Genomic DNA, 25,950 nt, shown 5'->3' with positions numbered 1-25,950 from the left:
GTCATAGGCCTGGGGTGCCGTGCGGTGGTCGCGCGGCTGAGAACACACCCATCGAACCTGTCTGGGTAATTCCAGCGAAGGGAGCCGCCGCATGATCCATGCGCCAGATCCGTATCCATTTTCCGTTCCCGAATCGGGAATCCGTCCCTCCGTCGCCGTCATCGGTGCCGGCTGCATCGGCCTTGCCATCGCCTGGAGGCTGGCGTCGGCCGGCTGCCGCGTCGATCTGTTCGAACGGGGACAGGCGGGCCGCGGCGCCACCCATGCAGCCGGCGGCATGCTGGCCGCCTGCGTCGAAACCGAACCGGGCGAGGACGGGCTGCTGCCGCTGACCCGCGCCTCCCAGGCACTGTGGCCGGACTTCGCCCGCGACCTGGAGGCAGCAAGCGGCATGGCGGTGGACCTGCGCACCGAAGGCACCATGGTCATCGCGCTCAACGCTGACGATGCCGCCAAGGTCCGTTTCCTGCACGGTTTCCAGCGCGACCTCGGCCTTCCGGTGGAATGGCTGGGCGGGGCCGAGGTGCGGCGGCGCGAGCCATTCCTGCAGCCGGGCGTTGCCGGTGCGCTGTTCTGTGCCGGCGACCATCAGGTCGACAACCGCAAGGTCGCAGCCGCCCTGCAGCGTGCCGCCCTGGCCGCCGGCGCCCGCCTGTATGAGCAGTGCGGCGAGGTGGCTCTGGCGGTGGAGGGTGGACGCGCCGTTGGTGTGCGTGTTGCTGCAACTCTGCACCGGGCCGACCGGGTGGTTCTGGCCGCCGGGGCCTGGTCGGCCGGCGTGCCGGGCCTGCCGCCCGCCGCGAAGCCGCCGGTGCGGCCGGTCAAGGGGCAAATGGTCTGCCTGCGCATGGACGCCCGGCTGCCGCTGCTGCGCCATGTGGTGTGGACGCCCGGCACCTACCTGATCCCGCGGCTGGACGGCCGGCTGCTGATCGGCGCCACGACGGAGGAGCGCGGCTTCGACGACCGCCTGACCGCCGGCGGCCAGTTCGCCCTGCTGGAGGGGGCGTGGCGCGCCCTGCCCGGCATCGCCGAACTGCCGATCGATGAGGCCTGGGCCGGCTTCCGCCCCGGCAGCCGCGACGACGCGCCGATCCTGGGGGAGAGCGGCATTCCCGGCCTGATCCACGCCACCGGCCACCACCGCAACGGCATCCTGCTGACCCCGGTCACCGCCGACGGCATCGCCCGTCTGGTCCTGACCGGCGAGACCGATCCGCTGCTGCGCCCCTTCACCGCCGACCGCTTCGTTGCGGCGGGAGCCGCCGCATGAGCGCCCTCCTCCGCGTCAACGGCCAGGAAGAACCGCTGTCCGCCGCCTCGGTCGCCGAACTTCTGGCCACCCGCGGCATCGCCGAAGGCACGCCCGGCGTCGCCGTGGCCTTGAACGGCGCCGTGCTTCCCCGCCGCCGCTGGCTTGAGACCCCGCTCCAGCCCGGCGACAGCCTGGAAATCGTCCGCCCGATCCAAGGCGGCTGAACTCAACATTTTCCCTTTCCCGCCCCGCGACACGGGAGGAATCCCCTCTCCCCCCCGGGGAGAGGGTTAGGGTGAGGGGGGCGCATGGCGAAGATTCTCGAGAATCCACCCTATGCATCCCCCTCACCCCGACCCTCTCCCCGGGGGGGAGAGGGGGATTTCCCCGGGCTGGTCGCCGAAGGAGAGGGCTTTTGAAAGGCTCCCCCGATGTCCCAAGCCACCCTCGACACCCTCACCATTGCCGGACGCGGCTTCGGTTCGCGGCTGTTCCTCGGCACCGCCGGCTATCCGAACCAGCAGGTGATGCTCGACGCGCTGGAGGCCAGCGGCAGCGAGCTGGTCACGCTGGCGATCCGGCGCATCAGCCTGGACGGCTATTCGGAAAGCCTCGTCGACGTACTGGCCCGCGCCACCGCCAATCGCCCGACCGGCCCGGTCGGGTTGCTGCCCAATACCGCCGGCTGCATGACCGCCAAGGAGGCCGTGCTGACCGCCCAGTTGTCGCGCGAGGCGCTGAACACCCCCTGGATCAAGCTGGAGGTCATCGGCGACCGCGAACTGCTCTATCCCGATGTGGAGGAGTTGCTGCGCGCAACGGAGGAACTGGTGAACGACGGGTTCGTCGTGCTGCCCTATTGCAACGACGATCCAGTCACCTGCCGCAAGCTGGCCGATCTCGGCGCGGCGGCGGTGATGCCGCTGGGCGCCTTCATCGGGTCGGGCCTGGGCATCCGCAACCCGCACGCCATCGAGACGATCTGCTCCCGCAGCCCGGTGCCGGTGGTGCTGGACGCCGGGATCGGCACCGCGTCCGACGCGGCGTTGGCGATGGAGCTGGGCTGCGCCGCGGTGCTGCTGAACACCGCCGTGTCGAAGGCGCGCGATCCGGTGCGGATGGCGGCGGCGATGCGCGACGCGGTCAGTGCCGGGCGCGGCGCCCATCTGGCCGGCCGCATGCCGATGCGCGCCTATGCCGAACCCTCCAGCCCGCAGATGGGGCTGATCGGCAGCTGACGGCGAAGGGGCGTGCGTCCTGCGGTTGTCCAATCGGCCGCTTGATCCGGAGCGGCGACTGACGCAGGCTGTCGCGCACCGCCCCTCAAGCCGGAGACCTTCCGACCGTGCCCGCCACCTTCGAACCCCGTACCCCCGACTGGAAGGCGCGCTGCCTCGCGTCCTTCGAACAGCAGCCGATCTGCAGGACGCTCGGCATCCAGATGGCGGCGATGGAGCCCGGATTCTGCGAGATGCGGCTGCCCTTCCGCGCCGACCTGACGCAGCAGCACGGCTTCTTCCATGCCGGCATGGTCAGCACGCTGGCCGACAATGCCGGCGGCTATGCCGCGCTGAGCCTGATGCCCGCCGGGGCGGAGGTGCTGGCGGTGGAGTTCAAGATCAACCTGATGTCGCCGGCCAAGGGCGATGTCATGATCGCCCGCGCCCGCGTGGTGAAGCCGGGCCGCACCCTGGTCATCACCCAGGTGGAGGTGTCGATGCTGGACGGCGGGGCGGAGAAGGACTGCGCCCTGATGCAGCAGACCACCTTCTGCGTGATGCCGAAATGATGGTCCGACCGGTTCGAAAGGGGTTTCCCATGCTGTCCGCAAGCCTGCCTTCCACCCGCACCGCGGCCCTTCTGCTGGCCGGCGGCCTGATGGCGCTGGCCGCCCAGGCAACCCCGGCGGAGGCGAAGGATCCGCCCTCCTGCGCCGCCATCTCCTTCCGTCCGCTGCCGAGCGGCACCCCGGACGGCGAGCAGGAAACCGGCCTCTACAAGTCGCGCTTCGGCAAGATCGAGGTGAAGGCCGACGTCAAGGGCGGTCTTGCCACCAACTATTACATGGTGCTGAACGGCAGGAAGGTGGACGGCCCGGCCACCCCGCCGAAGATGTCGGACGCCTGCCTGACGTCCAAGCACGTCAAGCTGCCCTTCGCCAAGCAGGCCCAGGGCGCCTGCACCGGCAGCCGGTTCCGCGTGGTCGTCGACCGGTCCGGCGCCAAGCCGGTCGCCGCCTTCTTCGGGCTGCAGGGCGAGGACTGGGCCTACTGCAGCGCCACCACCCTGTAAGGCGTTCCGCCTTCCAGCCGTCCCGGGGCTGCGCTCACAGCAGGAACGCCGACGCCAGCCCCAGGAACGCCAGGAAGCCGATGACATCGGTGATGGTGGTCAGGAACACCGCGCTGGACACCGCGGGATCGACGCCCAGCTTTTCCAGCCCCAGCGGGATCAGCGCGCCGCTGAGCCCCGCCACCACCAGATTGATGATCATGGCGAGCCCGATGACGATGCCGATCATCGGGCCGTACCAGATCAGCGCGATCACCCCGACCATCACGGCGAAGATCCCGCCGTTGATCAGCCCGACCAGCAACTCCTTGCCCACCACCCGCATGGCGTTGGCCGACGACAGCTCGTGCGTCGCCAGCGCGCGGACGACGACGGTCAGCGTCTGCGTCCCGGCATTGCCGCCCATCGAGGCAACGATGGGCATCAGCACCGCCAGCGCCACGATCTGCTCGATGGTGCCCTCGAACAGCGAGATGACGCCCGACGCCAGGAAGGCGGTGGCGAGGTTGACGGTCAGCCAGCCGACACGGCCGCGGGCGATGTCGGCGATGCCGCTGAACACGCCGGTGTCGCCCGACCCGCTCAGCTTGCGCAGGTCGTCCTCCGCCTCCTCGTCGATGATGCGGACCACGTCGTCGACGGTGATGACGCCGATCAGCCGGCCGGACGGATCGACCACGGGGGCGGAGACCAGGGCATATTGGCGGAACAGGTTGGCGACCTCCGCCCGCTCCATGGTGGCGGGGATGACGTCGACCTCGCCGGTGACCAGATCGGCGATGCGCACGGCCCGGCGCTGGCGCAGCAGGCGCGACAGCGGCACCGCGCCCACCACCCGGTGCATCGGGTCGACGATGAAGATGTCGTAGAAATCCTCCGGCAGCGTGTCGGTCGCCGCCCGGACGAAGTCGATGGTCTTGCCCACCGTCCAGAATTCCGGGACCGCGACCAGCTCGCGCTGCATCATGCGGCCGGCGCTGTCCTCGTCGTAGGTCAGGTTCTCCTGCACCAGGGCGCGTTCGGCGTCGGGCAGCTTCGCCAGGATCTGCGCCCGCGTCTCCGCATCCAGATCCTCGATCAGCTCGACGGCGTCGTCGGTGTCGAGGTCGGCGACGGCGGCGGCCAGTTCCTGCGGCTCGAACCGTTCGATCAGCGCTTCGCGCAGGTCCGGGTTCAGGTAGGACAGAACCTCGCCGTCCAGCTCCGCCGGCAGCAGGTCGATCAGGTCGGCGCGCTCGGCCGGGTCGGCCTGCTCGATCAGGTCGGCGATGTCGGCGGCGTGCAGCTCCTCCAGCCGTGCCAGAACGGCGTCGCGTTCCCGGGCGCGCAGCAGGGCGACGATCTCTTCCACGAACTCCGGATCGACGCCGTAGGGACGTTCGTCCTCCGCCTCATGGCCCACGGGATGATGTCCATGGGCATGGGGATGGGCGGCGCTGTCCGGCCGCAGGTCCGGCGTGTGGGGATCGGTGTGCATGCCGGCACCCTCCCTTCGACGATGGCAACGCCCGAATGCCGGCATGGACGCCGACGGCACGGCAACGGCAACGCGGCTCCGCCACATCGGACGGTGGGCCGGCGGCGTTCGGGGGCGGCGTTCGGGGTTTGCGGGTTGTGGAAGGCCCCCGCGCGGTACCATGGTCCCGGCGCAGAGGACGGGAACCGCACCGGAGGGGGCGCCCCCGACATAGAGGCGCCGCCCCCGTTTGTCCAGCCCGGTCGGGCATGGAACGGCCGTTCCCGATGCTTTTCCCACCATGCCCTTGCACCGCAACAACCCTTCGTGTTCCCATCACGGCGTGCCGCATCACGGGGAGAGGGGCCGGACGCGCCTATGGAGTATGCCTTCACCACCGTCGGCGACCGCGACGGCATCCTGCTGTCGGGCCGCTGCACCTACGAGGACGGCAACCGCTTCCACGACATGCTGCGCGATTGGGACTTTGCCGCCAGCCCGGTGGTGCCGATCGACCTGCGCTTCGTCACCTTCATCGACTCCGCCGCCATCGGCATGATGTTCATCCTGGCGAACCGCTGCCGCGAGGCCGGCGGCCACATCGTCGCCAGCGGTGCCGCTCCCCACATCGTCCGCGCGCTGCGCCGCGCCGCGCTCGACCGCTATATCGAGTTCCGGTGAGGCCCGGCACGCCGGCGGCATGAGGTCGGAACACGAAAAAGCCCGCTCGGTCTTGCGACCTGCGGGCCTTTCGTCTTTCCCGTATCCCCGGGATGGTCCCATCTGCATGGGAGAGTGGTGCGGTCGAGAAGACTCGAACTTCCACGGGTTGCCCCACAGCGACCTCAACGCTGCGCGTCTACCAATTCCGCCACGACCGCATCAGGCTGGTAGTTCCCGACGCTCGCTTGCGCGCCTCATCGGGTGGAGCGGGTAGATATCAGCTTCCCGACGGTCGATCAAGCGCTACAATCATCGTTCGCGAAGAAAAATTCGGAACGGCCCTTCGGCCGCTTCGCCGACACTGCAGCCGACACCGCCAGAGACCTTATCGAATGACCCTCCCGACCAGCCTGTCCGCCAGTCAGCCCGTCAGCCAGCCAGCCGGTCAGTCCGACACGCCCGCTCCGCGACAGCCGATCGAGTGGCGCATCTCCGACCAGCCGGTGCCCTACCCCGACGCCATCGCCGAGATGGAGGCCCGCGTCGAGGCGATCCGCGCCGGCACCGCGCCGGAACTGGTCTGGCTGTTGGAGCATCCGCCGCTCTACACCGCCGGCACCAGCGCGCGGGACGAGGACCTGCTGGAAGCCGACCGCTTCCCCGTCTACCGCAGCGGCCGCGGCGGCCAGTACACCTACCATGGGCCGGGGCAGCGCGTGGCCTACGTCATGCTGGACCTGAAGGCGCGCGGCGCCGACATCCGCGGCTTCGTCCGCGACCTGGAGGACTGGATCATCCGCACGCTCGCCTCCTTCAACATCAAGGGGGAACGGCGGGAGGGCCGCGTCGGCATCTGGGTCGACAAGCAGCCCTATGGCGGGCTGAAGGGCCAGGAGGACAAGATCGCCGCCATCGGCGTGCGGGTGCGCCGCTGGGTCAGCTTCCACGGCATCGCCCTGAACGTGGAGCCGGACCTGTCCCATTTCGGCGGCATCGTCCCCTGCGGCATCGCCGAGCATGGCGTCACCTCCATCGTGGCGCTGGGCCAGTTGGTGACGATGGAGGATGTCGACTCAGCCCTGATCGCGGCGTGGCCGGAGGTGTTCGGCGGCGCGATGCGGGGCGAGGACGACTAGTATTTCTGAAACCCGCCGGCGGCCGGCGTTCCGGCCTGATCGCCGGCGGGGTTCACGCGCGAATCCTTGTTGTCCATCGACTGCACGGTGCAGGCGGTCGAATCGCCGTTGCGGAACAGGTAGATTTTCTTGCGGTCGGCCTTCCGGTCGGGATCGTTCAGGTTCAGCCCGTGGCCAAAGGCGACGCCCAGCACCTCTCCCTTGAAATAGGCGCGGAAGCGCAGCGGCGTGATCTCCGTGAAGCGCAGGGCGGCGCAATCCCGGCTCAGTTCCTTCTCGAACTTGCCGGCCTTGCGCCAATCCTCCTTGGAGCGGATCGTCATCCATTGCGGCGGCAGCGGGTACTGCACGATGGGCGGCGCGATGGGCAGGCTGGAGCCCGGCTGCGGCGGCGCCTGATGGCCGGGCTCCGTCCGCTCCAGCGCACCGGCCAGCGCCGGGGCGGCGCCCGGAAGCAGCAGCGCCGCCACGATGAGAACCGCCGTCCGGCGGCGCGGGTCAAATCCGGACATCGTATTTCCGCTCCCTGGTCTCGGCCTCCTTGGGCGTGAATTCCGCGGCGGGCTTCGCCCTGGCCGCTTCGGCCGGCGCCGCATCGGCCAACCGCCCGGACAGGGTGAGCGACAGTTCCAGCGCTTCGCCATCGGCCGGCGCGCCCTGCGGCGACAGGGTCACCGTTCCTTCCAGCCCCTTCGGCGGACCGGCCATCGCCGCTTGCAGCAGAGTCATGACGCGGCCGAGATCGTCGATGGCGACCCGGTCGGTCTCCACCGTCAGTCCCCTGCCCGGCCGGATCGCCGAGCGGATGGCACCAAGCACCGCGGCAAGCCCCTCGCCGCTCTCTTCGACAGGCACCCGCGCCAGCATCAGCGTCGCCTCGTTCAGCCGCAGCGCCACGCGACCGCCGGCCAGTTCCAGCCCGATGAGTTCCAGCCCGATGCCGCGCAGTTCGACCGCCACGTCCTGCCGGGCGCCCTCCGCCAGTGGCCGCAACTCCCCGGCCAGCCCGTCCAGCGCCGCGACCGCTGCCCGCCGTTCGGCCTCGCCGAAGCGGGCGACGAGCGCCTCCTCCGCCCTGACGGCATCCTCTCCGCTCATTCCAAACGCCGTCAGCAGCCGGCCAAGGTCGCACGCCAGCGCCCGGATCGCCGGAGCGATGCGGTCGGCAAGGTCAACAGCGGGCAGTTCCGGCGGACGCGGCAATGCATCGTCCGCCGCCTCCGGTCCCAGGCTGAGGCGGACGGCGGGATCGCGTCCCTGCAAGGGGGAGGTTTGAGAGGCCGCAGGAGCCGCCGGCTTGCGCACGGCGCTGCCCTTCGCCTCCGCCGCCTTGGCGAAGACACCGGTGAGCATGGCCTTCATGCCGGCCACATCCGGCTTCCTTGCGGTCATCCTGGCGGTTCCTCAAACCACGGCGACAGCCAGCATGCCGCCGTCATGGTTAGCGGAACGCTAATGCGGACCTCACGCCGTCGGGCGCTGCTCGAATCCGGCCATGCCCGGATCCTGCTCCGGTTCGGACACCACGTCGCGGACGATGGCCGAGGGCGGACCGCGGCGGCAAGCCTCCAGCATGCGGTCGACGGCGTCGGCGGGGCCGGCGAACAGCGCCTCCACCGTGCCGTCGCTGCGGTTGCGGACCCAGCCGGTCAGGCCCAGCCCGGCCGCGGTATCGACGGCCCAGCCGCGATACCACACCCCCTGCACCTTGCCCTGGACGCGGACGCGCACCGCCTTTCGCCCGGCGCCGCTCATGCGGAACCGCCAGTCGCCGCGGCGGCGTCACGCTTGCTCCGCTCCTCGTCCAGCAGGGCTTTGCGGGACAGTTTTCCGATCATCGTCTTGGGCAGCTCCCGGCGGAATTCCACGACTTTCGGCATCTCGATGGGCGACAGCTTGTCCTTCAGGAAGGCGTGCAGCTCCTCGGCGGTCAGGCTCTGCCCCTCGTCCAGCCGGACATAGGCCTTCACCGTCTGGCCGCGATACTCGTCCGGCATGCCGGCCACCACGCATTCGGCGACGGCCGGGTGCAGGTAGATCGCCTCCTCCACGTTGCGGGGATAGACGTTGAAGCCGCTGCACAGGATCATGTCCTTGATGCGGTCGACGATGGTGGTGTAGCCGTCCTCGTCCATCACCCCGACATCGCCGGTGTGCAGCCGGCCATCGACCAGCGTCTGCGCCGTCTCGTCCGGGCGGCGCCAATAGCCCTTCATCACCTGCGGCCCGCGGATGCAGACCTCGCCCTTCTCGCCGGGCGGCAGCACGCGGCGCGGCTCCTCCAGGCTGACGATCTCCACGATGGTGCCGGGCATCGGCAGGCCGATGGAGCCCTTCTTGTCGCTGTGCAGCACCGCCGGGTTCACCGTGGCGACCGGCGAGCTTTCCGACAGGCCGTAGCCCTCGACCAGCGTGCAGCCGGTGGTGCGCTCGAACGCCTCCTTCACCTCCAGCGGCAGCGGGGCGCCGCCGGACATGCAGAAGCGGATGGAGGACAGGTCGAACTCCTTCAGGCGCTTGTGGTGGTTGATCGCCGTGTAGATGGTGGGGACGGCCGGGAACAGGGTGATCCGCTCCTTCTGCAGGGTGCGCATCACCTGCTCCAGCTCGAAGCGCGGCAGCAGGACGATCTCCGCCCCCAGATGCAGGCCGAAATTCATCACCGCGGTCATGGCGAAGACATGGAACAGCGGCAGCACGCCCAGCATGCGTTCCTGCCCGTCCTCCTCGCCCTCCCCCGGCTTGCGCTCCTTCGCCGCATACCAAGTCGCGCACTGGATGGTGTTGGCGTAGAGGTTGGCGTGGGTCAGCATCGCGCCCTTCGGCACGCCGGTGGTGCCGCCGGTGTATTGCAGGACTGCCACGTCCTCGCGCGCGTCGATGGCGACCGGCGCAGGGCGGCCGTCATTGGCGATCAGCCGGGCGAAGGGGATGTGGCGGTCGTCGCGCGGGATCGCCGCGATCTCCGCCTTCTTGGCGATGGGGAACAGCCAGTTCTTGGGGAAGGGCAGGATCTCGGCCATGCGGCAGATCACCAGCCGCTTCAGCCCGGTCTCGGCCAGCATCCGGGCCATCTTGTCGTACAGCAGCTTCAGGTCCAGCGTGACCATCAGGTCGATGTCGCTGTCGCCGATCTGGTGGACCAGTTCGCGTTCGGCATAGAGCGGGTTGAAGTTCACCACCGTGCCGCCGGCCTTCAGGATGCCGAAGAAGGCGATGACGTAATAGGGGGTGTTGGGCAGGAACAGCCCGACCCGCGTGCCCTTCCCCACCCCGATGGCCTGAAAGCCGCGGGCGGCGCGGTCGACCAGCTGCCCCAACTCGCGATAGCTGGTGCGTTTGCCCAGGAAGTTCAGGCAGGGCTTGGCGCCATGGCGGGCGACGGCACCGTCCAGCAGTTCCGTCAGCGGCCGGACCGGGATCGGCATCGCCCAGTCCACCGTCGGCGGGTAGGAGGCCAGCCATGGATGGTCGGGCAGTGTGCGGGCGGCTTCTCCCATGCGCGTTTCCTCCCCAATATTCGTTTCCGGTCCAATGTCCGGTTCAGGACGCCGGTTTCCCCCCGGCACCGCCACACCCCGAAGTCTATGCGCCGGAGTGGAGGATTGTCCCCTGGAGAGGAGATGGTTACGCGCAAAGTCCGAACAAGCGGGGGGCACCAGCGGGAGATGAACAGAAGGGTGCGGACGCCCGCCTAACGCCCGTTTCGCAGACGGTGCAGCACCTCCACCGCCATCCATTCGGCGAGGTTCCCGTCCTCGCCGTCCAGGAAGACGGCGACGGAAACCGGAATCGGCCCCGGCGAGTGGTAGGCGACTGGCGTTACCCCCGGACCGCCGCCGGTATGGCCCCAATAGGGTCCGGCCGCCGGGTCCAGTTCCATCATCAGGCCCAGGCCGTAGGACGGTTCCACCCAGGGCCTTCCGGCCATCGGCCCGCCGACCGGAAGGGCATCGCGCATCCGCCGCAGCAGGGCACCGGGCAAATAGTCTCCGGTCAACCCGTGGACCAGGCGGCAGGCATCGGACACCGTCATCGCCACCACTCCGTGCGACACCCAGCCGGGATGATAGGCCTCCGCCACCGGCCGGCCGCCGAAGGCGGGACTCGGCCCGAAGAACAGCCCGTCGAGCTCGGACCGGTCGCGCAGCAGCGCCGCGCTGGACAGGCCGAGCGGGGCGAAGACCTCGCGCGCCAGCATCTCCGCCAGCGGGAGGCCGCCCGCCCGCTCCAGCAGCCGGCCGACCAGCAGGTAGCCGATGTTGGAATAGGCGAAGCTGCCGACCGGCGGCCCATCGGTTCCTCCGATCACACCGCAGCGGGCCAGGAACTCGTCGCCGCTCCACGGCTCGCCGCCGGCGGCGACGGCGGCGTGATAGTCGGCCAGCCCGCCGTAATCGGGCAGTCCGGCCCGATGCATCAGCAACTGTGCGACGGTGACCGCTCCCGGCCGGCCCGCCAGTTCGGGCAGCCAGCGCTCCGCCGGCCCGTCCAGGTCGACGATGCCGCGCGCGGCCAGCCGCAGCACGGCGGCGGCCAGGATGGTCTTGGTCAGGCTGTAGACCAGGGCACGCCGCTCTGCCGGATCCCCGGTTCCCGTCTCGCCGCCTCCCTTCTCGCCGCGCACCGCGCGCCGCCGCAGCACCAGCGTGCGCAGAGGCTCCGCATCGGCGCCGCGCCCGCGGAGGATGGCGACCAGCGCCGTGCCGGCAGGGGCAGCGCTCGGGCTCTCCTCTTCCAGCAGGCCGGTCAGGGCGGTCCTCAGCAGCCCCAGGTCCATATCGGCCTTCGCCGCGTTGCTGTCGTCCTTGCCCATCGCCTGCCCGCTCCCGTCCGCTTGGTCCTGCTTGTCGTCACCGATAAGAAGGCTGTTTCGCGGCAAAAGGAAATCCGGTCCGTTCCCACTGGGGCGCCCAGCAGGTTGGCCGTTAACCACAACTGCCAGCTGTCGCCTGCCGGTCACCTGCGCTATCCTTGTGCGACAGCCCCTGTGGAGGGCCGGGCCATGCCCGTGATGGACGCCGACCAGCGCCGGAAACTTGAAGACCAACTGCTCCGCAAGGCGGAGGAGTCGATCCGGAACCTTCGTCGGGAGGCGGAAACCGGCGACCCCGCCCGTGTCGACTCGCTTGCCGAAGGGTTGGCCGGGCTGCTGAAGACCCGCGAATTTCCCAGCCTGCGCGCCGCCGAGTTCCGCGAACTGACCCGCGCCATCCAGCGGGGCGCCTATCAGCGCAGCGTCGATTCGCTCCTGGTCCAGGCCGAACGCTGCGGCCATCGCGGCGACGAGAAGGGGCGCAACGCCCTGCTGACCCGCGCCAAGGACCATTTCTCCAAGGCCCTGCGCTTCGGCGCCGACGACGAGTTCCGCCACGGTGTCGAACGGCGCGTGCAGGCGACGCTGATGACCAGCAAGGACGGGGTGGACGACCGCACCAAGCAGGCGGCCAAACGCAAGCTGGACCAGCACGACGTCGGCGCCAAACCGCCGAACGGCATCGAACGCCGCCGCTCCATCCGCTACATGGACCCGGTCCTGGTGGTGGAGGCGGAGGGCCGGCGCTGCCGGACGATCAACTGGTCGACCCGCGGCCTGCTGGTTGACCTGCCGCCGGAGGACTTCGCTCACGCCGTCGGCGACAAGCTGCGGCTGGAGCTGCATTGTCCGGACATACCGGAGGTGGCCGGCCACCCCATCGGCGGCAGGCAGGTCGCCCATGTGGTTCGGCTCGACCCCGACCGCCGGGCGGTGGCCCTGTCCTTCCCGGACATCAGCACCGTTGTGCTGGACCTGACGCATGCGATGAAGGAGGCGGGCATCAAACCGGAACCGGAACGATGACCGCCGTCCGTCACGTCTCCGGTTACACCACCCCGACCCCGCTCGGCGCGGTGACGGCATGTTCCTTCAGGATCGCCTCGGAGATGGCCGACACCTCGATCAGCTGCACCTCGTAGCCCCACAGGTTGGCGATGTGGCGCAGCACCGCCTTGGCGTCGCTCTCGTCCAGCAGCACGCCATTGGTGACACGGTGTTGCAGGATCAGCTTGCGGTCGCCGGCAAGGTCGACGTCGACGATCTGGATGTCCGGCTCCAGATAGCCCAGGTCGTACTGGCGGGCCAGCTTCTTGCGGATGTCGCGATACCCGCGTTCGTTGTGGATGTGATCGACCAGCAGATAGGGGTCTTCCGCATCGTCGCGCACGCTGAACAGCTTCAGCTTCCGCATCAGATGGGGGCTGAGATACTGCAGGACGAAGCTCTCGTCGCGGAAATTGGCCCAGGCCTCGCGCACCGCCGCCATGCCGTCGCCGCGGCCGGCGAGGTCGGGGAACCACTGGCGATCCTCGTCGGTCGGCTTCTCCGCGATGCGGGCGATGTCCTGCATCATCGCGAAGCCCAGCGCGTAGGGGTTCAGGCCGGAGAAGCGCTTGTCGTCGAATTCCGGCTGGAACACGACGGACGTGTGCGAGTGCAGGAACTCCAGGAAGGCGCCTTCGCTGATCTGGCCGGTCTCGTGCAAGCGGCTCATGATCTGGTAATGGACGTAGGTGGCGCAGCCCTCGTTCATCACCTTCGTCTGTTTTTGCGGATAGAAATACTGGGAAATGTGGCGGACGATGCGCAGGATCTCGCGCTGCCAATGCTCCAGCCGCGGTGCCTTCTTCTCCAGGAAATAGAGGATGTTCTCTTCCGGCAATCCCAGCAGCTTCTTGCGTTCCGACACCGACTTGGCAGGGCGCTGGCCGGCGGCCGGCTTCGGGACCGTGCGCCACAGATCGTTGAAGGTCTGGTCCTGATATTCCTGCCGCTCGCGCTCGCGCCGCTGCTCGGTCCGCAAGTCTGAACGCTTCTTCGGGTATTTGTGCACGCCCTGGCTCATCAGCGCATGGGCGGCGTCCAGCACCCGCTCCACCGCGGCATGGCCGTAGCGTTCCTCGCAATGGGTGATGTAGGTCTTGGCGAATTCCAGATAGTCCAGGATGCCCTGGGCATCGGTCCATTGCTGGAACAGCTGGTTGTTCTTGAAGAAATGGTTGTGGCCGAAGGCGGCGTGGGCGATCACCAGCGTCTGCATCGTCATGGTGTTCTCTTCCATGATGTAGCTGATGCAGGGGCTGGAGTTGATCACGATCTCATAGGCCAGGCCGCGATAGCCCTTGCGGTACATCATCTCGTCGCGGGCGAAATGCTTGCCGAAGGACCAGTGCTTGTACATCAGCGGCATGCCGATGGACGAATAGGCGTCGAGCATCTGCTCGGCGGTGATGACCTCGATCTGGTTGGGATAGACGTCGAGGCCCATCTCCTTCAGCGCGATATGCTCGATGGCGTCGTAGACGCGCTTGATCTTGTCGTAATCCCACTCGACGCCGTCATACAGCAGCGCCTCGGGCCTGGTGATCACAGCGGTCATTCTCGATCTCCCCCAGCCTTCCACTCATGGAAGGAATTCAAAACTCCCCTCTCCCGCCCCGGGAGAGGGAGGGGCCCGCCGCAGGCGGGAGGGTGAGGGGTGATCCAAAGGGCCAGAAGCGCATGGTTCCTTGGATTACCCCTCACCCTTCCCATGGCAATGCCATGGGCCCCTTCCCTCTCCCGGGACGGGAGAGGGAGATTAAGCCCCTGCCTTCTCGCGGGCGAACAGCTCGCGGAAGACCGGGAAGATCTCCCGGCGGGAGCGGACGCGGCGCATGGCCAGCGGGCGTTCCGGGCTCTGCACCTGCTTGTAGGTGCGCCACAGCTCCGTCTCGCGGCCCAATGCCGACAGGCCCATGTTGTGTTCCGCCGCCACCTCGATGTAGGCGAAATACTGGCACATCGGCAGGATCACGTCGCGCAGCAGGGTCGCCGACTTGGCGTTGTCCGACGACATGTTGTCGCCGTCCGACGCCTGGGCGGCGTAGATGTTCCACTCGCTGTCCGGGTAGCGCTCCTGCACCACCTTCTGCATCTCCTCCAGCGCGGTCGACACCACGGTGCCGCCGGTCTCGGTGGAGTAGAAGAAGGTTTCCTCGTCCACCTCCTTGGCCTCGTGGGTGTGGCGGATGAAGACGATGTCGACCGACCGGTAGCGCCGCCGCAGGAACAGGTACAGCAGCATGAAGAAGCGCTTGGCCAGATCCTTCATGTGCTCGGTCATCGAGCCGGACACATCCATCAGGCAGAACATCACCGCCTGGGCGATCGGCTTCGGCACCGATTCGAAGCGGTTGTAGCGGACGTCGATCGGGTCGATGAAGGGGATGCGGCGGGACCGCAGGACGATGTGTTCCAGTTGTTCGCGCAGCGCCTGGATCTGCTCGGCATCCTCGCCGGCCTCCTCCGCCTCGCGCAACATCTCCTCAAGCTCGCGGATCTCGTCGCGCTTCGGGCGCTTCAGCGCGATGCGGCGCGACAGGCTGTTCCGCATGGTGCGGACGAGGTTCAGGTTGGCGGGCGACCCCGACACCGAATAGCCGGCCCTGGTCAGCGAGTGCGATTCAGACTGCTTGACCTTCTGCTTCACCAGGTCGGGAAGCTCCAGATCCTCCAGGAAAATGTCCAGGAACTCGTCGCGCGACAGGACGAAGCGGAACTCGTCCTCGCCCTCGCCGTCGGCGCTGCCCTCGCTGCCGCGGCCGCCACCGCCGCCGTCCGGGCGCTGGATGGTGTCGCCTTCCACATATTCCTTGTTGCCGGGCACGACATAGTCGCGCACCCCGCCCTGGCTGGCGCGGTGGAAGGACGGTTCGCGCACCCCGCCGGCGGCGATCGTCACCTTCTCGCCGTTTTCGATATCCTGGATGCCCCGTTTGCCGGAGGCGTCGCGGACCGCCTTGACCACCTGTTCCTTGGCACGGCGCAGGAAGCGCTGGCGGTTGGCCAGGCTCTTGCCCTGCGGGTTCAGGCGACGGTCGATGATGTTCATCAAGGGGCTGGCCCTCCCACCCGTTTCGTCACGCGGCCTTCAGACACTGACAGCACTCTATGACAGTGGGGTTGCCGCGGGGCGTTGCAACACCCCGCCCCGCGGCAATTACGCACCCCCTCAGTCTACAGAGCCCAGTCCACCTGCCGATCACCCCGCCTGCTTGACCCGCATGTACCACTCGACCAGCCGGCGGACCTGCCGCTCGGTGTAGCCGCGCGTCATCATGCGGGTGACGAACTCGGTGTGCTTCTTCTCGGTCTCGCCGTCCTTCTTCGAGCCGAAGCTGATCACCGGCAGCAGATCCTCGACCTGGCTGAACATCCGCTTCTCGATGACCTCGCGGATCTTCTCGTAGGAGGTCCAGGACGGGTTGCGGCCGGCATTGGCGGCCCGGGCGCGCAGGGCGAACTTGACCACCTCGTTGCGGAAGTCCTTCGGGTTGGCGATGCCCGCCGGCTTCTCGATCTTGGTCAGCTCCTGGTTCAGCAGCTCGCGGTTCATCAGCTGGCCGGTGTCGGGATCCTTGAAGTCCTGATCCTCGATCCAGGCATCGGCATAGTCGACATAGCGGTCGAACAGGTTCTGGCCGTAGTCGGAGTAGGATTCCAGATAGGCCTTCTGGATCTCGTTGCCGATGAATTCGGCATAGCGCGGGGCGAGTTCGGCCTTGATGAACTCGACGTATTTCTTCTCCGTCTCCTCCGGGAACTGCTCGCGCCGGATCGCCTGTTCCAGCACATACATCAGATGCACGGGATCGGCCGAGATCTCCGTCGAGTCGTAGTTGAAGGTCGAGGCGAGCACCTTGAAGGCGAAGCGGGTGGAGATGCCGCCCATGCCCTCGTCGACGCCGCCCTGGTCCTTGTACTCCTGCATCGACTTGGCCTTGGGATCGGTCTCCTTGACGCTTTCGCCGTCATAGACCCGCATCTTGCTGTAGACGCTGCTGTTCGGATGCTCGCGCAGGCGCGACAGCACCGAGAAGCGGGCGAGCATCTCCAGCGTCGCCGGCGCGCAAGGCGCCGTCGCCAGATCGGAGCCGTTGACCAGCTTCTCGTAGATCTTCTGCTCCTCCGCCACCCGCAGGCAGTAGGGGACCTTGATCACGCAGATGCGGTCGATGAAGGCTTCGTTGTTCTTGTTGTTCTTGAAGGTCTGCCACTCCGCCTCGTTGGAGTGGGCCAGGATCACGCCCTGGAAGGGGATGGCGCCGATATTCTCCGACCCGACATAGTTGCCCTCCTGCGTCGCGGTCAGCAGGGGGTGCAGCATCTTGATCGGCGCCTTGAACATCTCGACGAATTCCAGCATGCCCTGGGTCGCCCGGTTCAGGCCGCCGGAGAAGCTGTAGGCGTCGGGATCGTTCTGGCTGTAGATCTCCAGCTTGCGGATGTCGACCTTGCCGACCAGGGACGAGATGTCCTGGTTGTTCTCGTCGCCCGGCTCGGTCTTGGTCACGCCGATCTGGCGCAGCTTGCTGGGGTGAAGCTTCACCACCTTGAAGCGGTTGATGTCGCCGCCGAATTCGTCGAGGCGCTTGACCGCCCACGGGCTCATCAGCCCGGTCAGGCGGCGCTTCGGAATGCCGAAGCGTTCCTCCAACTCGTCGCCGATCTCGTCCGGGTTGAACAGGCCGAGCGGGCTTTCGAAGGTCGGGCTGATCTCCTTGCCGGCCTTCAGGACATAGATCGGGCATTTCTCCACCAGCGACTTCAGCCGCTCGGCGAGAGAGGATTTGCCGCCGCCGACCGGACCCAGCAGGTAGAGGATCTGCTTACGCTCCTCCAGCCCCTGCGCCGCGTGCCGGAAGAAGCCGACGATCCGTTCGATCGTCTCCTCCATGCCGTAGAACTCGGAGAAGGCGGGATAGACCTTGATGGTCCGGTTCATGAAGATGCGGCCCAGGCGCGGGTCGCGGGCGGTGTCGACCACCTCCGGTTCGCCGATGGCGGCCAGGATCCGTTCGGAGGCCGAGGCGTAGGACATGGGGTCGTCGCGGCACAGCTGGAGATAGTCCATCAGGGACATCTCGGTTTCGCGGCGGGTCTCGTAATTCTGCGTGTAGCGCGTGAACAGTTCGTCGGCCGGGAACATTCGTCGCTCCGTCTTATCTGGTCCGATGCGCCGGGGCGCCGCCGGTGGCTGCGGCGGCAGGCCGCGGCGCATGCCGCGATCCAAGGGGCACTCCAGGGAAGACGCGGACCTCGTCGGGTCCACAGCCTCCCCGCTCAGCGGTAGAAGCCAGCGGTCTGATGTAAGGAACGGTCCTGTGAAGGCCGGGAGCCGTCCGTCCTGCGACGCGCCAACCCCCGAACGAGTCATTTTTGAATGTAATGCTCCACCTAGAGCTTTCCAGGCACTCAGGCTCCATAGCCGGAAAGCCCGCCGTGAAGCCGGCCTCTGCCATAGGACCTAGGTCCCACGGCCAGTGTTGGTGCGGCGAGCGCATCCGTTCAATCTGCGCGCGTATCGGCCGCGCGTGCGGAAGGTTCGGCGCAAGAAAAAAGACAGTATCGGAGAGAGACTGCGTGAAACCGGCGGCAATCGTCGTTGCCCGTCCAGTCGGGGAGAGTAGCCCTTCGAGATTCGACCCGCTGCGGTTCGATCGGGCGCTCTTGATCACGCCATCGGCCTCCTCAGGAAAGCGCGCCGCCTCGACCAAGCACGGCGCAGGGACTTAACGTCGATGCTGAGCTCCAAACCTTAACAAAATCCAGTAAGGGGAATTGCGGTTGGCCTCATCGCATGGCCGGGGCACCGCAACACCTCTTAGAGATCATGTTGCGTCCCAATCGTCCCCATCAACAAGGCGGAAATTGGGTGATGATGGGGCACCCATTGGGCGCGGTGGACGGTTACCGTTCGATTGCCGAACTGTTTCAAGCACTTGGCAGGCATGCCACAGAATGGGAATTTTTTGGGCATGGGCGGGGCCGGTCGCGGACTGCCGCCGAAGCGGGCAATCGCAGGTCGTAAAGCGGACTTTCGGACAATAACCCTCAGGCGGGCAACCGTCAGACCGGCAGCGCCGCTCTCATCCCATCGGACAACGCGACGCGCAGGCTGGCCGGGGTGACCGGCTTGGCCAGGACCAGCGCGGCACCGCTGGCGCGGGCCGCCGCTTCGCGGTCGCCGTCGACGCGGCCGCTCATGAAGACGACCGGCAGGGACCGGCTGCGGGACTCGGGACTGGCGCGCAGCGCGCGGACGAAGCCGAAGCCGTCCATCGGCTGCATCTCCACATCGCACAGTACCAGATCGGGGGCATGGGCGGCGACGGCAGCCAGCGCCGATTCGCCGTCGGCGGCCTGATGCACCGCCTGGACGCCCAGGGTGCCGAGCATCTTTGCCAGCACCATGCGGGTGAAGGATTCGTCTTCGACCACCAGGACGGACAGGGCGCCGAAGGGCGTCTCCGTCTCCTGCGCAGCCGCGCCCTCAGCCGATCGGTCCGCCACCACGCCCCGCCCTTTCGCTGCGCGACCGCCCGGCGGCCGGCGCCGGGAGTCATTTCGTCTCTGAACCTGTGTACGATGGCAACCAAAGCGGCGCAAGATGTCCGAATCACGGAGCACGGAGTGCCCAGGATGAGCGGTTGCGCCGCCGCCCGAGCCCGATTTAGATGGAAACCATGAGCTTCCTCGATCACATCCGCGCGTGCAACGCGCACGATCTGTCCGGCTTCCGCCCCTTCGAGCTGGACGGCCATACCGTAGGCTGGGTGCGGCATGCGCTGGCCGAGGCGCTGCCCGACGTCGATCCCGGCTTCGTCGTCACCCCCGACCGGCTGAGCATCGCCCCCGAGATCCGCGATTTCGAGGCGCGCTCGACCCTGCTCGACCATGCCGCCGCCTATCTGGTCGAACAGGGAACGGTGAAGGCGCTGCGCGGGGAGTATTACCCGGTCCTGCCGCGCTGGGGGGCGGAACCGCTGGCCCGTCTCGACCGCGCCGCCGTCGGCGCCTTCGGGATCGAAGCCTTCGGCCTTCATATCAACGGCTATGTGCGCGATGAATCCGGCGGCCTCCTGCTGTGGGTCGGCCGCCGCGCCCGTGACCGCGAGGTGGCGCCGGGCCAGCTCGACAACCTGATCGCCGGCGGCCAGCCCATCGGCCTGACGCTGGCCGAGAACCTGGAGAAGGAGGCGGCGGAGGAGGCCGGGCTCGATGCGGAGACCGCGCGGCGCGCCGTGCCGGTCGGCGCCATCAGCTACACGATGGAGACTCCGGCCGGGCTGAAGCGCGACCGCCTGTTCGTCTACGACCTGGAGCTTCCGCCCGGCCTGACCCCGGTCAACACCGACGGCGAGGTGGAGGTCTTCGAACTCTGGCCGCTGGACAAGGTCGCGGAGTCGGTGCGCGGCACCGGCGACTGGAAGTTCAACGTCAACCTCGTGGTGACCGACTTCCTGATCCGCCACGGCTGGCTGACCCCGGAGAACGACCCCGACTATCTGGAGATCGCCTGCGGCCTGCGCCGATAGGCGGAACGGCCCTCCGGCGCCGGTCGAACAAAAGGCCCCGCCCTCTTGCGAGGGCGGGGCCTTTTTCGTGTACCCTTGCCTTACTGCGGCAGCGGCTGCGGGCTGTCGGCCAGCGAGCGCAGATAGGCGATGACGGCGGCGCGGTCGTCGTCCTTCTTCAGGCCGGCGAAGGTCATCTTGGTCCCGGGGGCATAGCCCTTCGGGTCGTAGAGGAACTTGTTCAGGTCGTCATAGGTCCAGCTGCCGCCGGTCTTCACCAGGGCATCGGAATAGCTGAAGCCCTGAATGTGGCCCTTCGGACCGCCGACGATGCCGTACAGGTTCGGGCCGACCTTGTTCGCGCCGCCCTTGTCGAAGCTGTGGCAGGCGGCACAGGCCTTGGCGACCTTCTGGCCGTTCTCCGGGCTTGCGGCGGCGAGCAGGGGGGCGATCGGCGCCGGGCCGGCGGGAGCGGCACCCTTGTCGGCGGCAGGTGCGGCCCCCTCGGGAGTCGCGACGACGTAGACACTCTTTTCCAGCGGCTTCGAATGAACCAGCACCTTGGACGCGAATCCGGCCAGCATCGCGATCAGCCCGGCCAGCAGCACGGCGCCAAAAATCTTGTTCCACTCCATGCTCATTGATGAGCCCCTTTTTTCCCTGATTTCAGTGCACTCGGCGTTTCTCCCGCCCGCGGCTGAACGCGCCGCGGTCACCATAGCCCGCGGTCCGAAGCTTGTCATAGCCCGGCGGACCGCGAAAAAAGGTCGCATACAAATTTGTCGCAGTCACCAACCTCTTAATTTACTTGCGCAGTACGCTGCGTCGCAAAACACCACCCATTCGGATCATAGCGGTACTTGACGCCGCACCGGCGCCCGTGTTTCACCCGCGACACCCCCCTCCGCCCCGCCCCGGCGGACCCGATGCCCTTTCCTCCGGAGCTTCCGCGCCATGCCGACCGCCTCCAGCCCCACCCGTCCCGCCAACCCGATCGTGGTGATTCCCGCGCGCATGGCCTCCACCCGGCTGCCGGGCAAGCCGCTGGCCGACATCCTGGGCGCGCCGATGATCGTCCATGTGCTGCGCCGCGCGATGGAGGCGGCGATCGGCCCGGTGGTGGTGGCCTGCGCCGAGCCGGAGATCGCCCGTGCGGTCGAGGCCGCCGGCGGCACCGCGGTGCTGACGCGTCCCGACCATCCCTCGGGCTCCGACCGCATCTTCGAGGCGCTGCGGCTGATCGACCCGGAGGGGCGGCACGACGCGGTGGTCAACGTGCAGGGCGACCTGCCGACCATCGAGCCGGAAAGCGTGCGCGCCGTCTTCGCGCCGCTGGCCGACCCCGCGGTCGACATCGCCACACTGGTCGTGGAGATCACGCGGGAGGAGGAGAAGAGCGACCCCAACGTGGTCAAGGCGGTGCTGGAACTGCCGCCCGGTGCCCGACAGGGCCGCGCGCTCTATTTCACCCGCGCCACCGCGCCGACCGGCGACGGACCGCTCTACCACCACATCGGCCTCTACGCCTATCGCCGGGCGGCACTGGAGCGATTCGTGTCGCTGCCGCCCTCGGTGCTGGAACAGCGCGAGCGGCTGGAGCAGCTGCGCGCGCTGGCCGACGGCATGCGCATCGACGCGGCGGTCGTTGACGCGGTTCCGCTGGGTGTCGATACTCCCGCCGACCTGGAGCGCGCCTGCGCCCTCCTGTCCGCCCGCAAGGGCGGCTGAAATTGATGCTGTCCGCCCGCCAGGGCGGCTGAAACCCGATGCCGCCCGCCCGCATGGGCGGCTGACGCCTTCACGATCCGCCGGGGGAACTCCGTCCATGCCCACGTCCAACATCATCGCCTTCCAGGGCTTCCCCGGCGCCTATTCCGACCTGGCTTGCCGCAACGCGCGGCCGACCATGACGACCATGCCCTGCGCCACCTTCGAAGACGCCTTCGCCGCGGTGCGCGAGGGGCGGGCATCGCTGGCGATGATTCCGGTGGAGAACTCCATCGCCGGCCGCGTCGCCGACAACCACTATCTGCTGCCGGAAGGCGGCCTGCACATCATCGGCGAGCATTTCCAGCGGGTGAACCACCAGCTGCTGGCGCCGAAGGGCGCCACGCTGGACAGCATCAAGACCGTGCGCAGCCACATCCAGGCCCTGTCCCAGTGCCAGACCGCCATCCGCAGCCTGGGCCTGCAGGCGATCAACCACGCCGACACCGCCGGTGCGGCGCGGGAGATCGCCGCGATGAACGACCCGCGCCATGCCGCCATCGCCTCCTCGCTGGCCGCGGAGATCTATGGGCTGGACATCCTGAAGAGCGGGATCGAGGACGCCACCCACAACACCACCCGCTTCCTGATCCTGGCGCGCGAGCCGAAGCTGCCGGCGCTGGGGTCCTGCAAGACGATCACCACCTTCGTCTTCCGCGTCCGCAGCGTGCCGGCCGCGCTGTACAAGGCGATGGGCGGCTTCGCCACCAACGGCATCAACATGACCAAGCTGGAAAGCTACATGGTCGGCGGCCACTTCACCCAGACGCAGTTCTACGCCGACGTGGAAGGCCATCCGGACGAGCGTCCCCTGCGCCTCGCCCTGGAGGAGCTGGACTTCTTCGCCCGCGAGGTGAAGATCCTCGGCGTCTATCCGGCCAACCCCTTCCGCTACCAGGAAAGCCAGCGCGTCGGCGAGGATTGACCTCCTCCCGCTGGCGCCCTCCCGCAACGCCGCAAGTCTTTTCGCACCCGCGGCCAAGTCGCGCGTCATTCCGCCGCAGTGACGCGACTTAGCCATGGCCGCGCCCGGTGGGTGCTGGGCAAGATTAGCGGAAGTTGTTATACAAAGAAGACCGGCAAGCACCGGCTTCATATGCTTACAAATACAACAAAACACCACGGCGGCTGACGGGTGAAACCCCGCCGACGGCCATGGCGCCACGGATGGAGGTTGCCATGCTCACGATGGACGATTGTTTAGGCCTCGCGAATCTGGAAGCGGAGGAGGTGGCGCAGATCGCCGCCCACGAACATCTCCCCTTCATGACCGCCCTGGAAAAGGGCGCCTCTCTTCTGGTTGAGCCCTGGGGCGACGCGGCCGTCCGCCAGATGGTGTGGGACAACCTGTGCAGCGCCGACCGCCGCCATGCGGCGGAGGCGGCGTCGCTGATGGCGCTCTACAACGACACCTGCACCCGCCACCCCAACCCCTTCGACCGCCGCACGTCCCCGGCGCGCGCGGTGGGGACGCAGCGGCGGCATTGAAGGCGGCGTTCACCCCTCCGCCATCCATTCCCGGATCAGGCGGTGGGCGATCGAGTCGGGGCGGGCGAGGCGGAAGGTCTCGTCAGGCGTGTGGGTGCGCAGGAACTCGCGGTCGAACCAGCGGGCGCTTTCCAGCTCGTCGTTGCCGGTGTCGATGTCGAGGTTGGTGGCCCGCGCGGTGAAGCCCAGCATCAGCGACGACGGGAAGGGCCAGGGCTGCGACGAGCGGTACCGGATGTCGGTCACGGTCAGCCCGACCTCCTCGAACACTTCGCGGGCGACGGTGTCCTCCAGGCTTTCGCCCGGCTCGACGAAGCCGGCCAGCACCGAATGCATGCCGGGCGGGAAGCGGCTCTGGCGGCCCAGCACGATCCGGTCGCCACCGTCATGGACCAGCATGATCACCGCCGGGTCGGTGCGCGGGAAATGGTGGGTGGCGCAGTCGGGATTGGTGCAGAGCCGCATATGGCCGCCCTCCGCCGACGCGGCGGGAGACCCGCAGACCCCGCAGAAGCGGTGGCGGGCGTTCCACCAGACCATGCCGCGGGCGTAGGCGCACAGAGCCGCCTCCCCCTCCGGCATCAGCGGACCGGCGGCGCGCAGATCCTCGAAGCGGCCGTGGCCCTGCAGGGCGGGCAGGGCGTCCGGCTCCTCCACCATCGACAGGTCGACGGCGAAGAGCGGAGCGCCATCCTCCACCAAGCCGAGGAAGATCGGCACCGCCTCCACCCCCTCGGCGGGCAGCAGCACGGCGCGCGGCGCATCATCCGGGCCGGCGACGAAGCTCTTGGTCTGCCACACCGGCAGAACGCGGGATGCGGGGGCGAGCCAGGCCTCCGTCAGCCAATCCTCGTCCTTGCGGCGGAGGGAGGCGCGGTCGATCGGCGTGGCGGCGTAGATGTTGGGTCGGTTGGTCATGGCCGATGGAGGCTGCCACAAGCGGTGACAGGCGGAAAGCCCCGCCTTAAGGCCAGTTGCCCCCAGACCGGTTGTTCTGCGGCGGTTCCGCCCCCGACAGCGTGGGCGGGGCGCTTTCGGGTTTCCGGGGCGGGCCCACGCCGTTAGGATGCGGCACTCATATCGACAGCAGCTTCAAGGAGCGACCATGACCGAACCCTGCCCCGCCCCGATGGTGGCGCTCGCCCAGCGGTTGGCCGACTCCAGCGGCAGCGTGGTCCGCCGCTATTTCCGCACCCCCGTCGCCATCGACGACAAGGCCGACGCCTCGCCGGTCACCATCGCCGACCGCGAGGCGGAGCATGTCATCCGCACCATCATCGAGAGCCAGCGCCCGGATGACGGCATCTATGGCGAGGAGCACGGCACCAAGAACCTGGACGCCGAATGGGTGTGGGTGATCGACCCCATCGACGGCACCAAGTCCTTCATCACCGGCCGACCCATCTTCGGCACGCTGATCGCGCTGCTGCACCGTGGCCGTCCGGTGATGGGCATCATCGACCAGCCCATCGTCGGCGACCGCTGGATCGGCGTCGAAGGCCGGCCGACCACCCACAACGGTCAGCAGGTGCGCGTGCGCCCCTGCCCCGGCGGTCTGGGCGCCGCCATGTTCGGCACCACTTCCCCCGACCTGTTCCCCGGCAGCGATTACGAGGCTTACCGCCGCATCGCGGCCAAGGTGAAGACCGCGTCATATGGCGGCGACTGCTACACCTACGGCCTGCTGGCGTCGGGCTATTACGACCTCGTCGTCGAATCGGGGCTGAAGCTGTACGACTTCGCGGCGCTGGTGCCGGTGGTGACCGGGGCCGGCGGGCTGATGACGGATTGGGAGGGCAAGCCGCTCGACGCCAACTCCAGCGGCCGGGTGATCGCCGCCGGCGACCCGCAGACCCACCAGGACGCCATGAAGGTTCTGGCCGGCTGATCGGGGCAAGCTGATTCGTTACTGTCATACGTCCATTCGGAAACCGAAATGACCACCATCGCCCCACCCGCCCGTTCCGTATTCGAAACGTCGCCTGAAAAGCTGCGGCCATTCCTGGAGGGGCTGGCGGCGCGGGTGTCGGGCGGGTCGAGCTGGCTGGTGCGCAAGAAGACCGTCTGCGACCTGCTGCTGGGTCTCGACGCCTTCTTCGCCCTGCCCGCGGCCGAACGGCAGGCCCTGATGAGCGACGACGCCACACCGGCGGAGAGCGTGGACGCCGACGGCGGGCCGGAGGATTTCCGCAAGGTCCTGCCACTCTATGTCGGGGCGATCCTGGAAAGGCTGAAAGAGACGACCATTACGTCTCCGGAACAGGCCGCCATCTACCTGCTGTCCATCCACCCCGAGCATCAGGCGGCGGCGGAGGGTTGGATGCTGGCCGACCCGCGCAACGGAAAGTCGGTGCGCAAGCTGATGCGGACCGACCGCCGCTATCGCCAGTTGATGGACCGCATGGCCGACCATTGGCGGGCCTCGCGAAACGGCGGAGCTTGAGACGGAATAGCGCTTGACCGGGGGCCGGACGTGGCAATCTAACCAAGACGCCCGCTGCCGACACAGGATTGCC

26 protein-coding genes, 1 tRNA gene and 1 riboswitch are annotated in these 25,950 nt (G+C 68.0%); of the genes, 14 read left to right on the top strand and 13 right to left on the bottom strand.

Annotated elements, in window-relative coordinates:
* A riboswitch (TPP riboswitch) is annotated at positions 1-100 on the top strand.
* The 5 genes from thiO to J2Y49_RS23885 all read left to right on the top strand — a co-directional run bounded on the left by thiO (position 92) and on the right by J2Y49_RS23885 (position 3,547).
* Positions 92-1,273 carry a glycine oxidase ThiO gene (gene thiO / locus J2Y49_RS23905; protein ID WP_310117475.1) on the top strand — a complete coding sequence of 394 codons (1,182 nt, stop codon included), beginning with the start codon at positions 92-94 and terminating at the stop codon, positions 1,271-1,273. (Overlaps the previous riboswitch by 9 nt.)
* Positions 1,270-1,479: a sulfur carrier protein ThiS gene (gene thiS, locus J2Y49_RS23900; RefSeq protein ID WP_310117474.1), complete on the top strand. Its 210-nt coding sequence runs from the start codon at positions 1,270-1,272 to the stop codon at positions 1,477-1,479. The genes thiO and thiS overlap by 4 nt, the downstream gene beginning before the upstream one ends.
* Positions 1,480-1,686: 207 nt before the next feature.
* Positions 1,687-2,493: a thiazole synthase gene (locus tag J2Y49_RS23895; protein ID WP_310117473.1), complete on the top strand. Its 807-nt coding sequence runs from the start codon at positions 1,687-1,689 to the stop codon at positions 2,491-2,493.
* A gap of 107 nt (positions 2,494-2,600) precedes the next feature.
* Positions 2,601-3,044, top strand: coding sequence for a PaaI family thioesterase (locus tag J2Y49_RS23890; RefSeq protein WP_310117472.1), 444 nt, complete (start codon positions 2,601-2,603; stop codon positions 3,042-3,044).
* Between the two features lie 29 nt (positions 3,045-3,073).
* Positions 3,074-3,547 (top strand): hypothetical protein, encoded by a 474-nt coding sequence (locus J2Y49_RS23885; protein ID WP_310117471.1) that lies wholly within the window; start codon positions 3,074-3,076, stop codon positions 3,545-3,547.
* A gap of 34 nt (positions 3,548-3,581) precedes the next feature.
* Here J2Y49_RS23885 and mgtE read toward each other — a convergent pair whose 3' ends face one another.
* A complete protein-coding gene (mgtE, locus tag J2Y49_RS23880; protein ID WP_310117470.1) occupies positions 3,582-5,024 on the bottom strand; it encodes a magnesium transporter in 1,443 nt (480 codons plus the stop codon).
* A 357-nt stretch (positions 5,025-5,381) separates the two neighbouring features.
* Between mgtE and J2Y49_RS23875 the strand changes: the two genes are divergently transcribed.
* A complete protein-coding gene (locus tag J2Y49_RS23875) occupies positions 5,382-5,684 on the top strand; it encodes an STAS domain-containing protein (RefSeq protein WP_310117469.1) in 303 nt (100 codons plus the stop codon).
* Between the two features lie 115 nt (positions 5,685-5,799).
* Here J2Y49_RS23875 and J2Y49_RS23870 read toward each other — a convergent pair.
* Positions 5,800-5,884 (bottom strand) — tRNA-Leu (locus J2Y49_RS23870).
* A gap of 174 nt (positions 5,885-6,058) precedes the next feature.
* On the opposite strand from J2Y49_RS23870, the gene lipB reads away from it, so the two are divergent.
* Positions 6,059-6,802: a lipoyl(octanoyl) transferase LipB gene (lipB, locus tag J2Y49_RS23865; RefSeq protein WP_310117468.1), complete on the top strand. Its 744-nt coding sequence runs from the start codon at positions 6,059-6,061 to the stop codon at positions 6,800-6,802.
* Here lipB and J2Y49_RS23860 read toward each other — a convergent pair.
* From J2Y49_RS23860 to J2Y49_RS23840, 5 genes are all read right to left on the bottom strand, one after another.
* Entirely contained in the window at positions 6,799-7,314 is a 516-nt protein-coding gene (locus J2Y49_RS23860; protein ID WP_310117467.1) for a hypothetical protein, read from the bottom strand. The genes lipB and J2Y49_RS23860 overlap by 4 nt on opposite strands.
* On the bottom strand, positions 7,301-8,194 hold the full coding sequence (locus tag J2Y49_RS23855; RefSeq protein ID WP_310117466.1) for a hypothetical protein: 894 nt from the start codon (positions 8,192-8,194) through the stop codon (positions 7,301-7,303). Before J2Y49_RS23855 ends, J2Y49_RS23860 begins: the two co-directional genes overlap by 14 nt.
* A gap of 72 nt (positions 8,195-8,266) precedes the next feature.
* Positions 8,267-8,557 carry an acylphosphatase gene (locus J2Y49_RS23850; protein ID WP_310117465.1) on the bottom strand — a complete coding sequence of 97 codons (291 nt, stop codon included), beginning with the start codon at positions 8,555-8,557 and terminating at the stop codon, positions 8,267-8,269.
* The gene (locus J2Y49_RS23845) at positions 8,554-10,302 is read right to left on the bottom strand and encodes a long-chain fatty acid--CoA ligase (protein WP_310117464.1); all 1,749 of its coding nucleotides are present in this window, start codon (positions 10,300-10,302) and stop codon (positions 8,554-8,556) included. The genes J2Y49_RS23850 and J2Y49_RS23845 overlap by 4 nt, the downstream gene beginning before the upstream one ends.
* Positions 10,303-10,496: 194 nt before the next feature.
* Positions 10,497-11,618 carry a serine hydrolase domain-containing protein gene (locus J2Y49_RS23840; protein ID WP_310117463.1) on the bottom strand — a complete coding sequence of 374 codons (1,122 nt, stop codon included), beginning with the start codon at positions 11,616-11,618 and terminating at the stop codon, positions 10,497-10,499.
* Positions 11,619-11,807: 189 nt separating this feature from the next.
* On the opposite strand from J2Y49_RS23840, the gene J2Y49_RS23835 reads away from it, so the two are divergent.
* Positions 11,808-12,644, top strand: a complete 837-nt coding sequence (locus J2Y49_RS23835) for a PilZ domain-containing protein (RefSeq protein WP_310117462.1) — start codon at positions 11,808-11,810, stop codon at positions 12,642-12,644.
* Between the two features lie 22 nt (positions 12,645-12,666).
* On the opposite strand, the gene J2Y49_RS23830 is transcribed toward J2Y49_RS23835, so the two are convergent.
* The 4 genes from J2Y49_RS23830 to J2Y49_RS23815 form a co-directional block, all read right to left on the bottom strand.
* Entirely contained in the window at positions 12,667-14,220 is a 1,554-nt protein-coding gene (locus J2Y49_RS23830; protein WP_310117461.1) for a SpoVR family protein, read from the bottom strand.
* Between the two features lie 201 nt (positions 14,221-14,421).
* Positions 14,422-15,714 (bottom strand): YeaH/YhbH family protein, encoded by a 1,293-nt coding sequence (locus J2Y49_RS23825; RefSeq protein WP_149228036.1) that lies wholly within the window; start codon positions 15,712-15,714, stop codon positions 14,422-14,424.
* 150 nt (positions 15,715-15,864) lie between these two features.
* Positions 15,865-17,811 carry a PrkA family serine protein kinase gene (locus J2Y49_RS23820; protein ID WP_310117460.1) on the bottom strand — a complete coding sequence of 649 codons (1,947 nt, stop codon included), beginning with the start codon at positions 17,809-17,811 and terminating at the stop codon, positions 15,865-15,867.
* Between the two features lie 920 nt (positions 17,812-18,731).
* Positions 18,732-19,175 (bottom strand): response regulator, encoded by a 444-nt coding sequence (locus J2Y49_RS23815; RefSeq protein WP_310117459.1) that lies wholly within the window; start codon positions 19,173-19,175, stop codon positions 18,732-18,734.
* Positions 19,176-19,348: 173 nt separating this feature from the next.
* Between J2Y49_RS23815 and J2Y49_RS23810 the strand changes: the two genes are divergently transcribed.
* Complete coding sequence (locus tag J2Y49_RS23810; protein ID WP_310117458.1) at positions 19,349-20,200, top strand: DUF4743 domain-containing protein; 852 nt, start codon at positions 19,349-19,351, stop codon at positions 20,198-20,200.
* Between the two features lie 80 nt (positions 20,201-20,280).
* On the opposite strand, the gene J2Y49_RS23805 is transcribed toward J2Y49_RS23810, so the two are convergent.
* Positions 20,281-20,820: a cytochrome c family protein gene (locus tag J2Y49_RS23805; protein WP_310117457.1), complete on the bottom strand. Its 540-nt coding sequence runs from the start codon at positions 20,818-20,820 to the stop codon at positions 20,281-20,283.
* Between the two features lie 313 nt (positions 20,821-21,133).
* Here J2Y49_RS23805 and J2Y49_RS23800 point away from each other — a divergent pair, with 313 nt between their 5' ends.
* The 3 genes from J2Y49_RS23800 to J2Y49_RS23790 all read left to right on the top strand — a co-directional run bounded on the left by J2Y49_RS23800 (position 21,134) and on the right by J2Y49_RS23790 (position 23,434).
* A complete protein-coding gene (locus J2Y49_RS23800) occupies positions 21,134-21,907 on the top strand; it encodes a 3-deoxy-manno-octulosonate cytidylyltransferase (protein WP_310117456.1) in 774 nt (257 codons plus the stop codon).
* Between the two features lie 97 nt (positions 21,908-22,004).
* Complete coding sequence (locus J2Y49_RS23795) at positions 22,005-22,871, top strand: prephenate dehydratase (protein WP_310117455.1); 867 nt, start codon at positions 22,005-22,007, stop codon at positions 22,869-22,871.
* Between the two features lie 263 nt (positions 22,872-23,134).
* Positions 23,135-23,434: a hypothetical protein gene (locus tag J2Y49_RS23790; RefSeq protein WP_310117454.1), complete on the top strand. Its 300-nt coding sequence runs from the start codon at positions 23,135-23,137 to the stop codon at positions 23,432-23,434.
* 9 nt (positions 23,435-23,443) lie between these two features.
* Here J2Y49_RS23790 and nudC read toward each other — a convergent pair whose 3' ends face one another.
* Entirely contained in the window at positions 23,444-24,352 is a 909-nt protein-coding gene (gene nudC, locus J2Y49_RS23785) for an NAD(+) diphosphatase (RefSeq protein ID WP_310117453.1), read from the bottom strand.
* 187 nt (positions 24,353-24,539) lie between these two features.
* On the opposite strand from nudC, the gene hisN reads away from it, so the two are divergent.
* Both hisN and J2Y49_RS23775 read left to right on the top strand, forming a co-directional pair.
* Positions 24,540-25,322 (top strand): histidinol-phosphatase, encoded by a 783-nt coding sequence (gene hisN / locus J2Y49_RS23780; RefSeq protein ID WP_310117452.1) that lies wholly within the window; start codon positions 24,540-24,542, stop codon positions 25,320-25,322.
* A gap of 48 nt (positions 25,323-25,370) precedes the next feature.
* Positions 25,371-25,877 (top strand): hypothetical protein, encoded by a 507-nt coding sequence (locus tag J2Y49_RS23775; protein WP_310117451.1) that lies wholly within the window; start codon positions 25,371-25,373, stop codon positions 25,875-25,877.
* The last annotated feature ends 73 nt before the right edge of the window (positions 25,878-25,950 follow it).

The organism is Azospirillum sp. BE72, assembly GCF_031455875.1.
Lineage (GTDB): Bacteria > Pseudomonadota > Alphaproteobacteria > Azospirillales > Azospirillaceae > Azospirillum.
Note: the sequence above shows the minus strand (reverse complement) of the source record. Positions and strands in the feature narration are given on the sequence as shown.

Excerpts from the sequence above, each read along its gene's own strand:
- thiO (WP_310117475.1), top strand. The coding sequence starts at position 92 with ATGATCCATGCGCCAGATCCGTATCCATTTTCCGTTCCCGAATCGGGA.
- thiS (WP_310117474.1), top strand. The coding sequence starts at position 1,270 with ATGAGCGCCCTCCTCCGCGTCAACGGCCAGGAAGAACCGCTGTCCGCC.
- J2Y49_RS23895 (WP_310117473.1), top strand. The coding sequence starts at position 1,687 with ATGTCCCAAGCCACCCTCGACACCCTCACCATTGCCGGACGCGGCTTC.
- J2Y49_RS23885 (WP_310117471.1), top strand. The coding sequence starts at position 3,074 with ATGCTGTCCGCAAGCCTGCCTTCCACCCGCACCGCGGCCCTTCTGCTG.
- mgtE (WP_310117470.1), bottom strand. The coding sequence starts at position 5,024 with ATGCACACCGATCCCCACACGCCGGACCTGCGGCCGGACAGCGCCGCC.
- J2Y49_RS23875 (WP_310117469.1), top strand. The coding sequence starts at position 5,382 with ATGGAGTATGCCTTCACCACCGTCGGCGACCGCGACGGCATCCTGCTG.
- lipB (WP_310117468.1), top strand. The coding sequence starts at position 6,059 with ATGACCCTCCCGACCAGCCTGTCCGCCAGTCAGCCCGTCAGCCAGCCA.
- J2Y49_RS23860 (WP_310117467.1), bottom strand. The coding sequence starts at position 7,314 with ATGTCCGGATTTGACCCGCGCCGCCGGACGGCGGTTCTCATCGTGGCG.
- J2Y49_RS23855 (WP_310117466.1), bottom strand. The coding sequence starts at position 8,194 with ATGACCGCAAGGAAGCCGGATGTGGCCGGCATGAAGGCCATGCTCACC.
- J2Y49_RS23850 (WP_310117465.1), bottom strand. The coding sequence starts at position 8,557 with ATGAGCGGCGCCGGGCGAAAGGCGGTGCGCGTCCGCGTCCAGGGCAAG.
- J2Y49_RS23845 (WP_310117464.1), bottom strand. The coding sequence starts at position 10,302 with ATGGGAGAAGCCGCCCGCACACTGCCCGACCATCCATGGCTGGCCTCC.
- J2Y49_RS23840 (WP_310117463.1), bottom strand. The coding sequence starts at position 11,618 with ATGGGCAAGGACGACAGCAACGCGGCGAAGGCCGATATGGACCTGGGG.
- J2Y49_RS23835 (WP_310117462.1), top strand. The coding sequence starts at position 11,808 with ATGCCCGTGATGGACGCCGACCAGCGCCGGAAACTTGAAGACCAACTG.
- J2Y49_RS23830 (WP_310117461.1), bottom strand. The coding sequence starts at position 14,220 with ATGACCGCTGTGATCACCAGGCCCGAGGCGCTGCTGTATGACGGCGTC.
- J2Y49_RS23825 (WP_149228036.1), bottom strand. The coding sequence starts at position 15,714 with ATGAACATCATCGACCGTCGCCTGAACCCGCAGGGCAAGAGCCTGGCC.
- J2Y49_RS23820 (WP_310117460.1), bottom strand. The coding sequence starts at position 17,811 with ATGTTCCCGGCCGACGAACTGTTCACGCGCTACACGCAGAATTACGAG.
- J2Y49_RS23810 (WP_310117458.1), top strand. The coding sequence starts at position 19,349 with ATGAGCTTCCTCGATCACATCCGCGCGTGCAACGCGCACGATCTGTCC.
- J2Y49_RS23805 (WP_310117457.1), bottom strand. The coding sequence starts at position 20,820 with ATGAGCATGGAGTGGAACAAGATTTTTGGCGCCGTGCTGCTGGCCGGG.
- J2Y49_RS23800 (WP_310117456.1), top strand. The coding sequence starts at position 21,134 with ATGCCGACCGCCTCCAGCCCCACCCGTCCCGCCAACCCGATCGTGGTG.
- J2Y49_RS23795 (WP_310117455.1), top strand. The coding sequence starts at position 22,005 with ATGCCCACGTCCAACATCATCGCCTTCCAGGGCTTCCCCGGCGCCTAT.
- J2Y49_RS23790 (WP_310117454.1), top strand. The coding sequence starts at position 23,135 with ATGGACGATTGTTTAGGCCTCGCGAATCTGGAAGCGGAGGAGGTGGCG.
- nudC (WP_310117453.1), bottom strand. The coding sequence starts at position 24,352 with ATGACCAACCGACCCAACATCTACGCCGCCACGCCGATCGACCGCGCC.
- hisN (WP_310117452.1), top strand. The coding sequence starts at position 24,540 with ATGACCGAACCCTGCCCCGCCCCGATGGTGGCGCTCGCCCAGCGGTTG.
- J2Y49_RS23775 (WP_310117451.1), top strand. The coding sequence starts at position 25,371 with ATGACCACCATCGCCCCACCCGCCCGTTCCGTATTCGAAACGTCGCCT.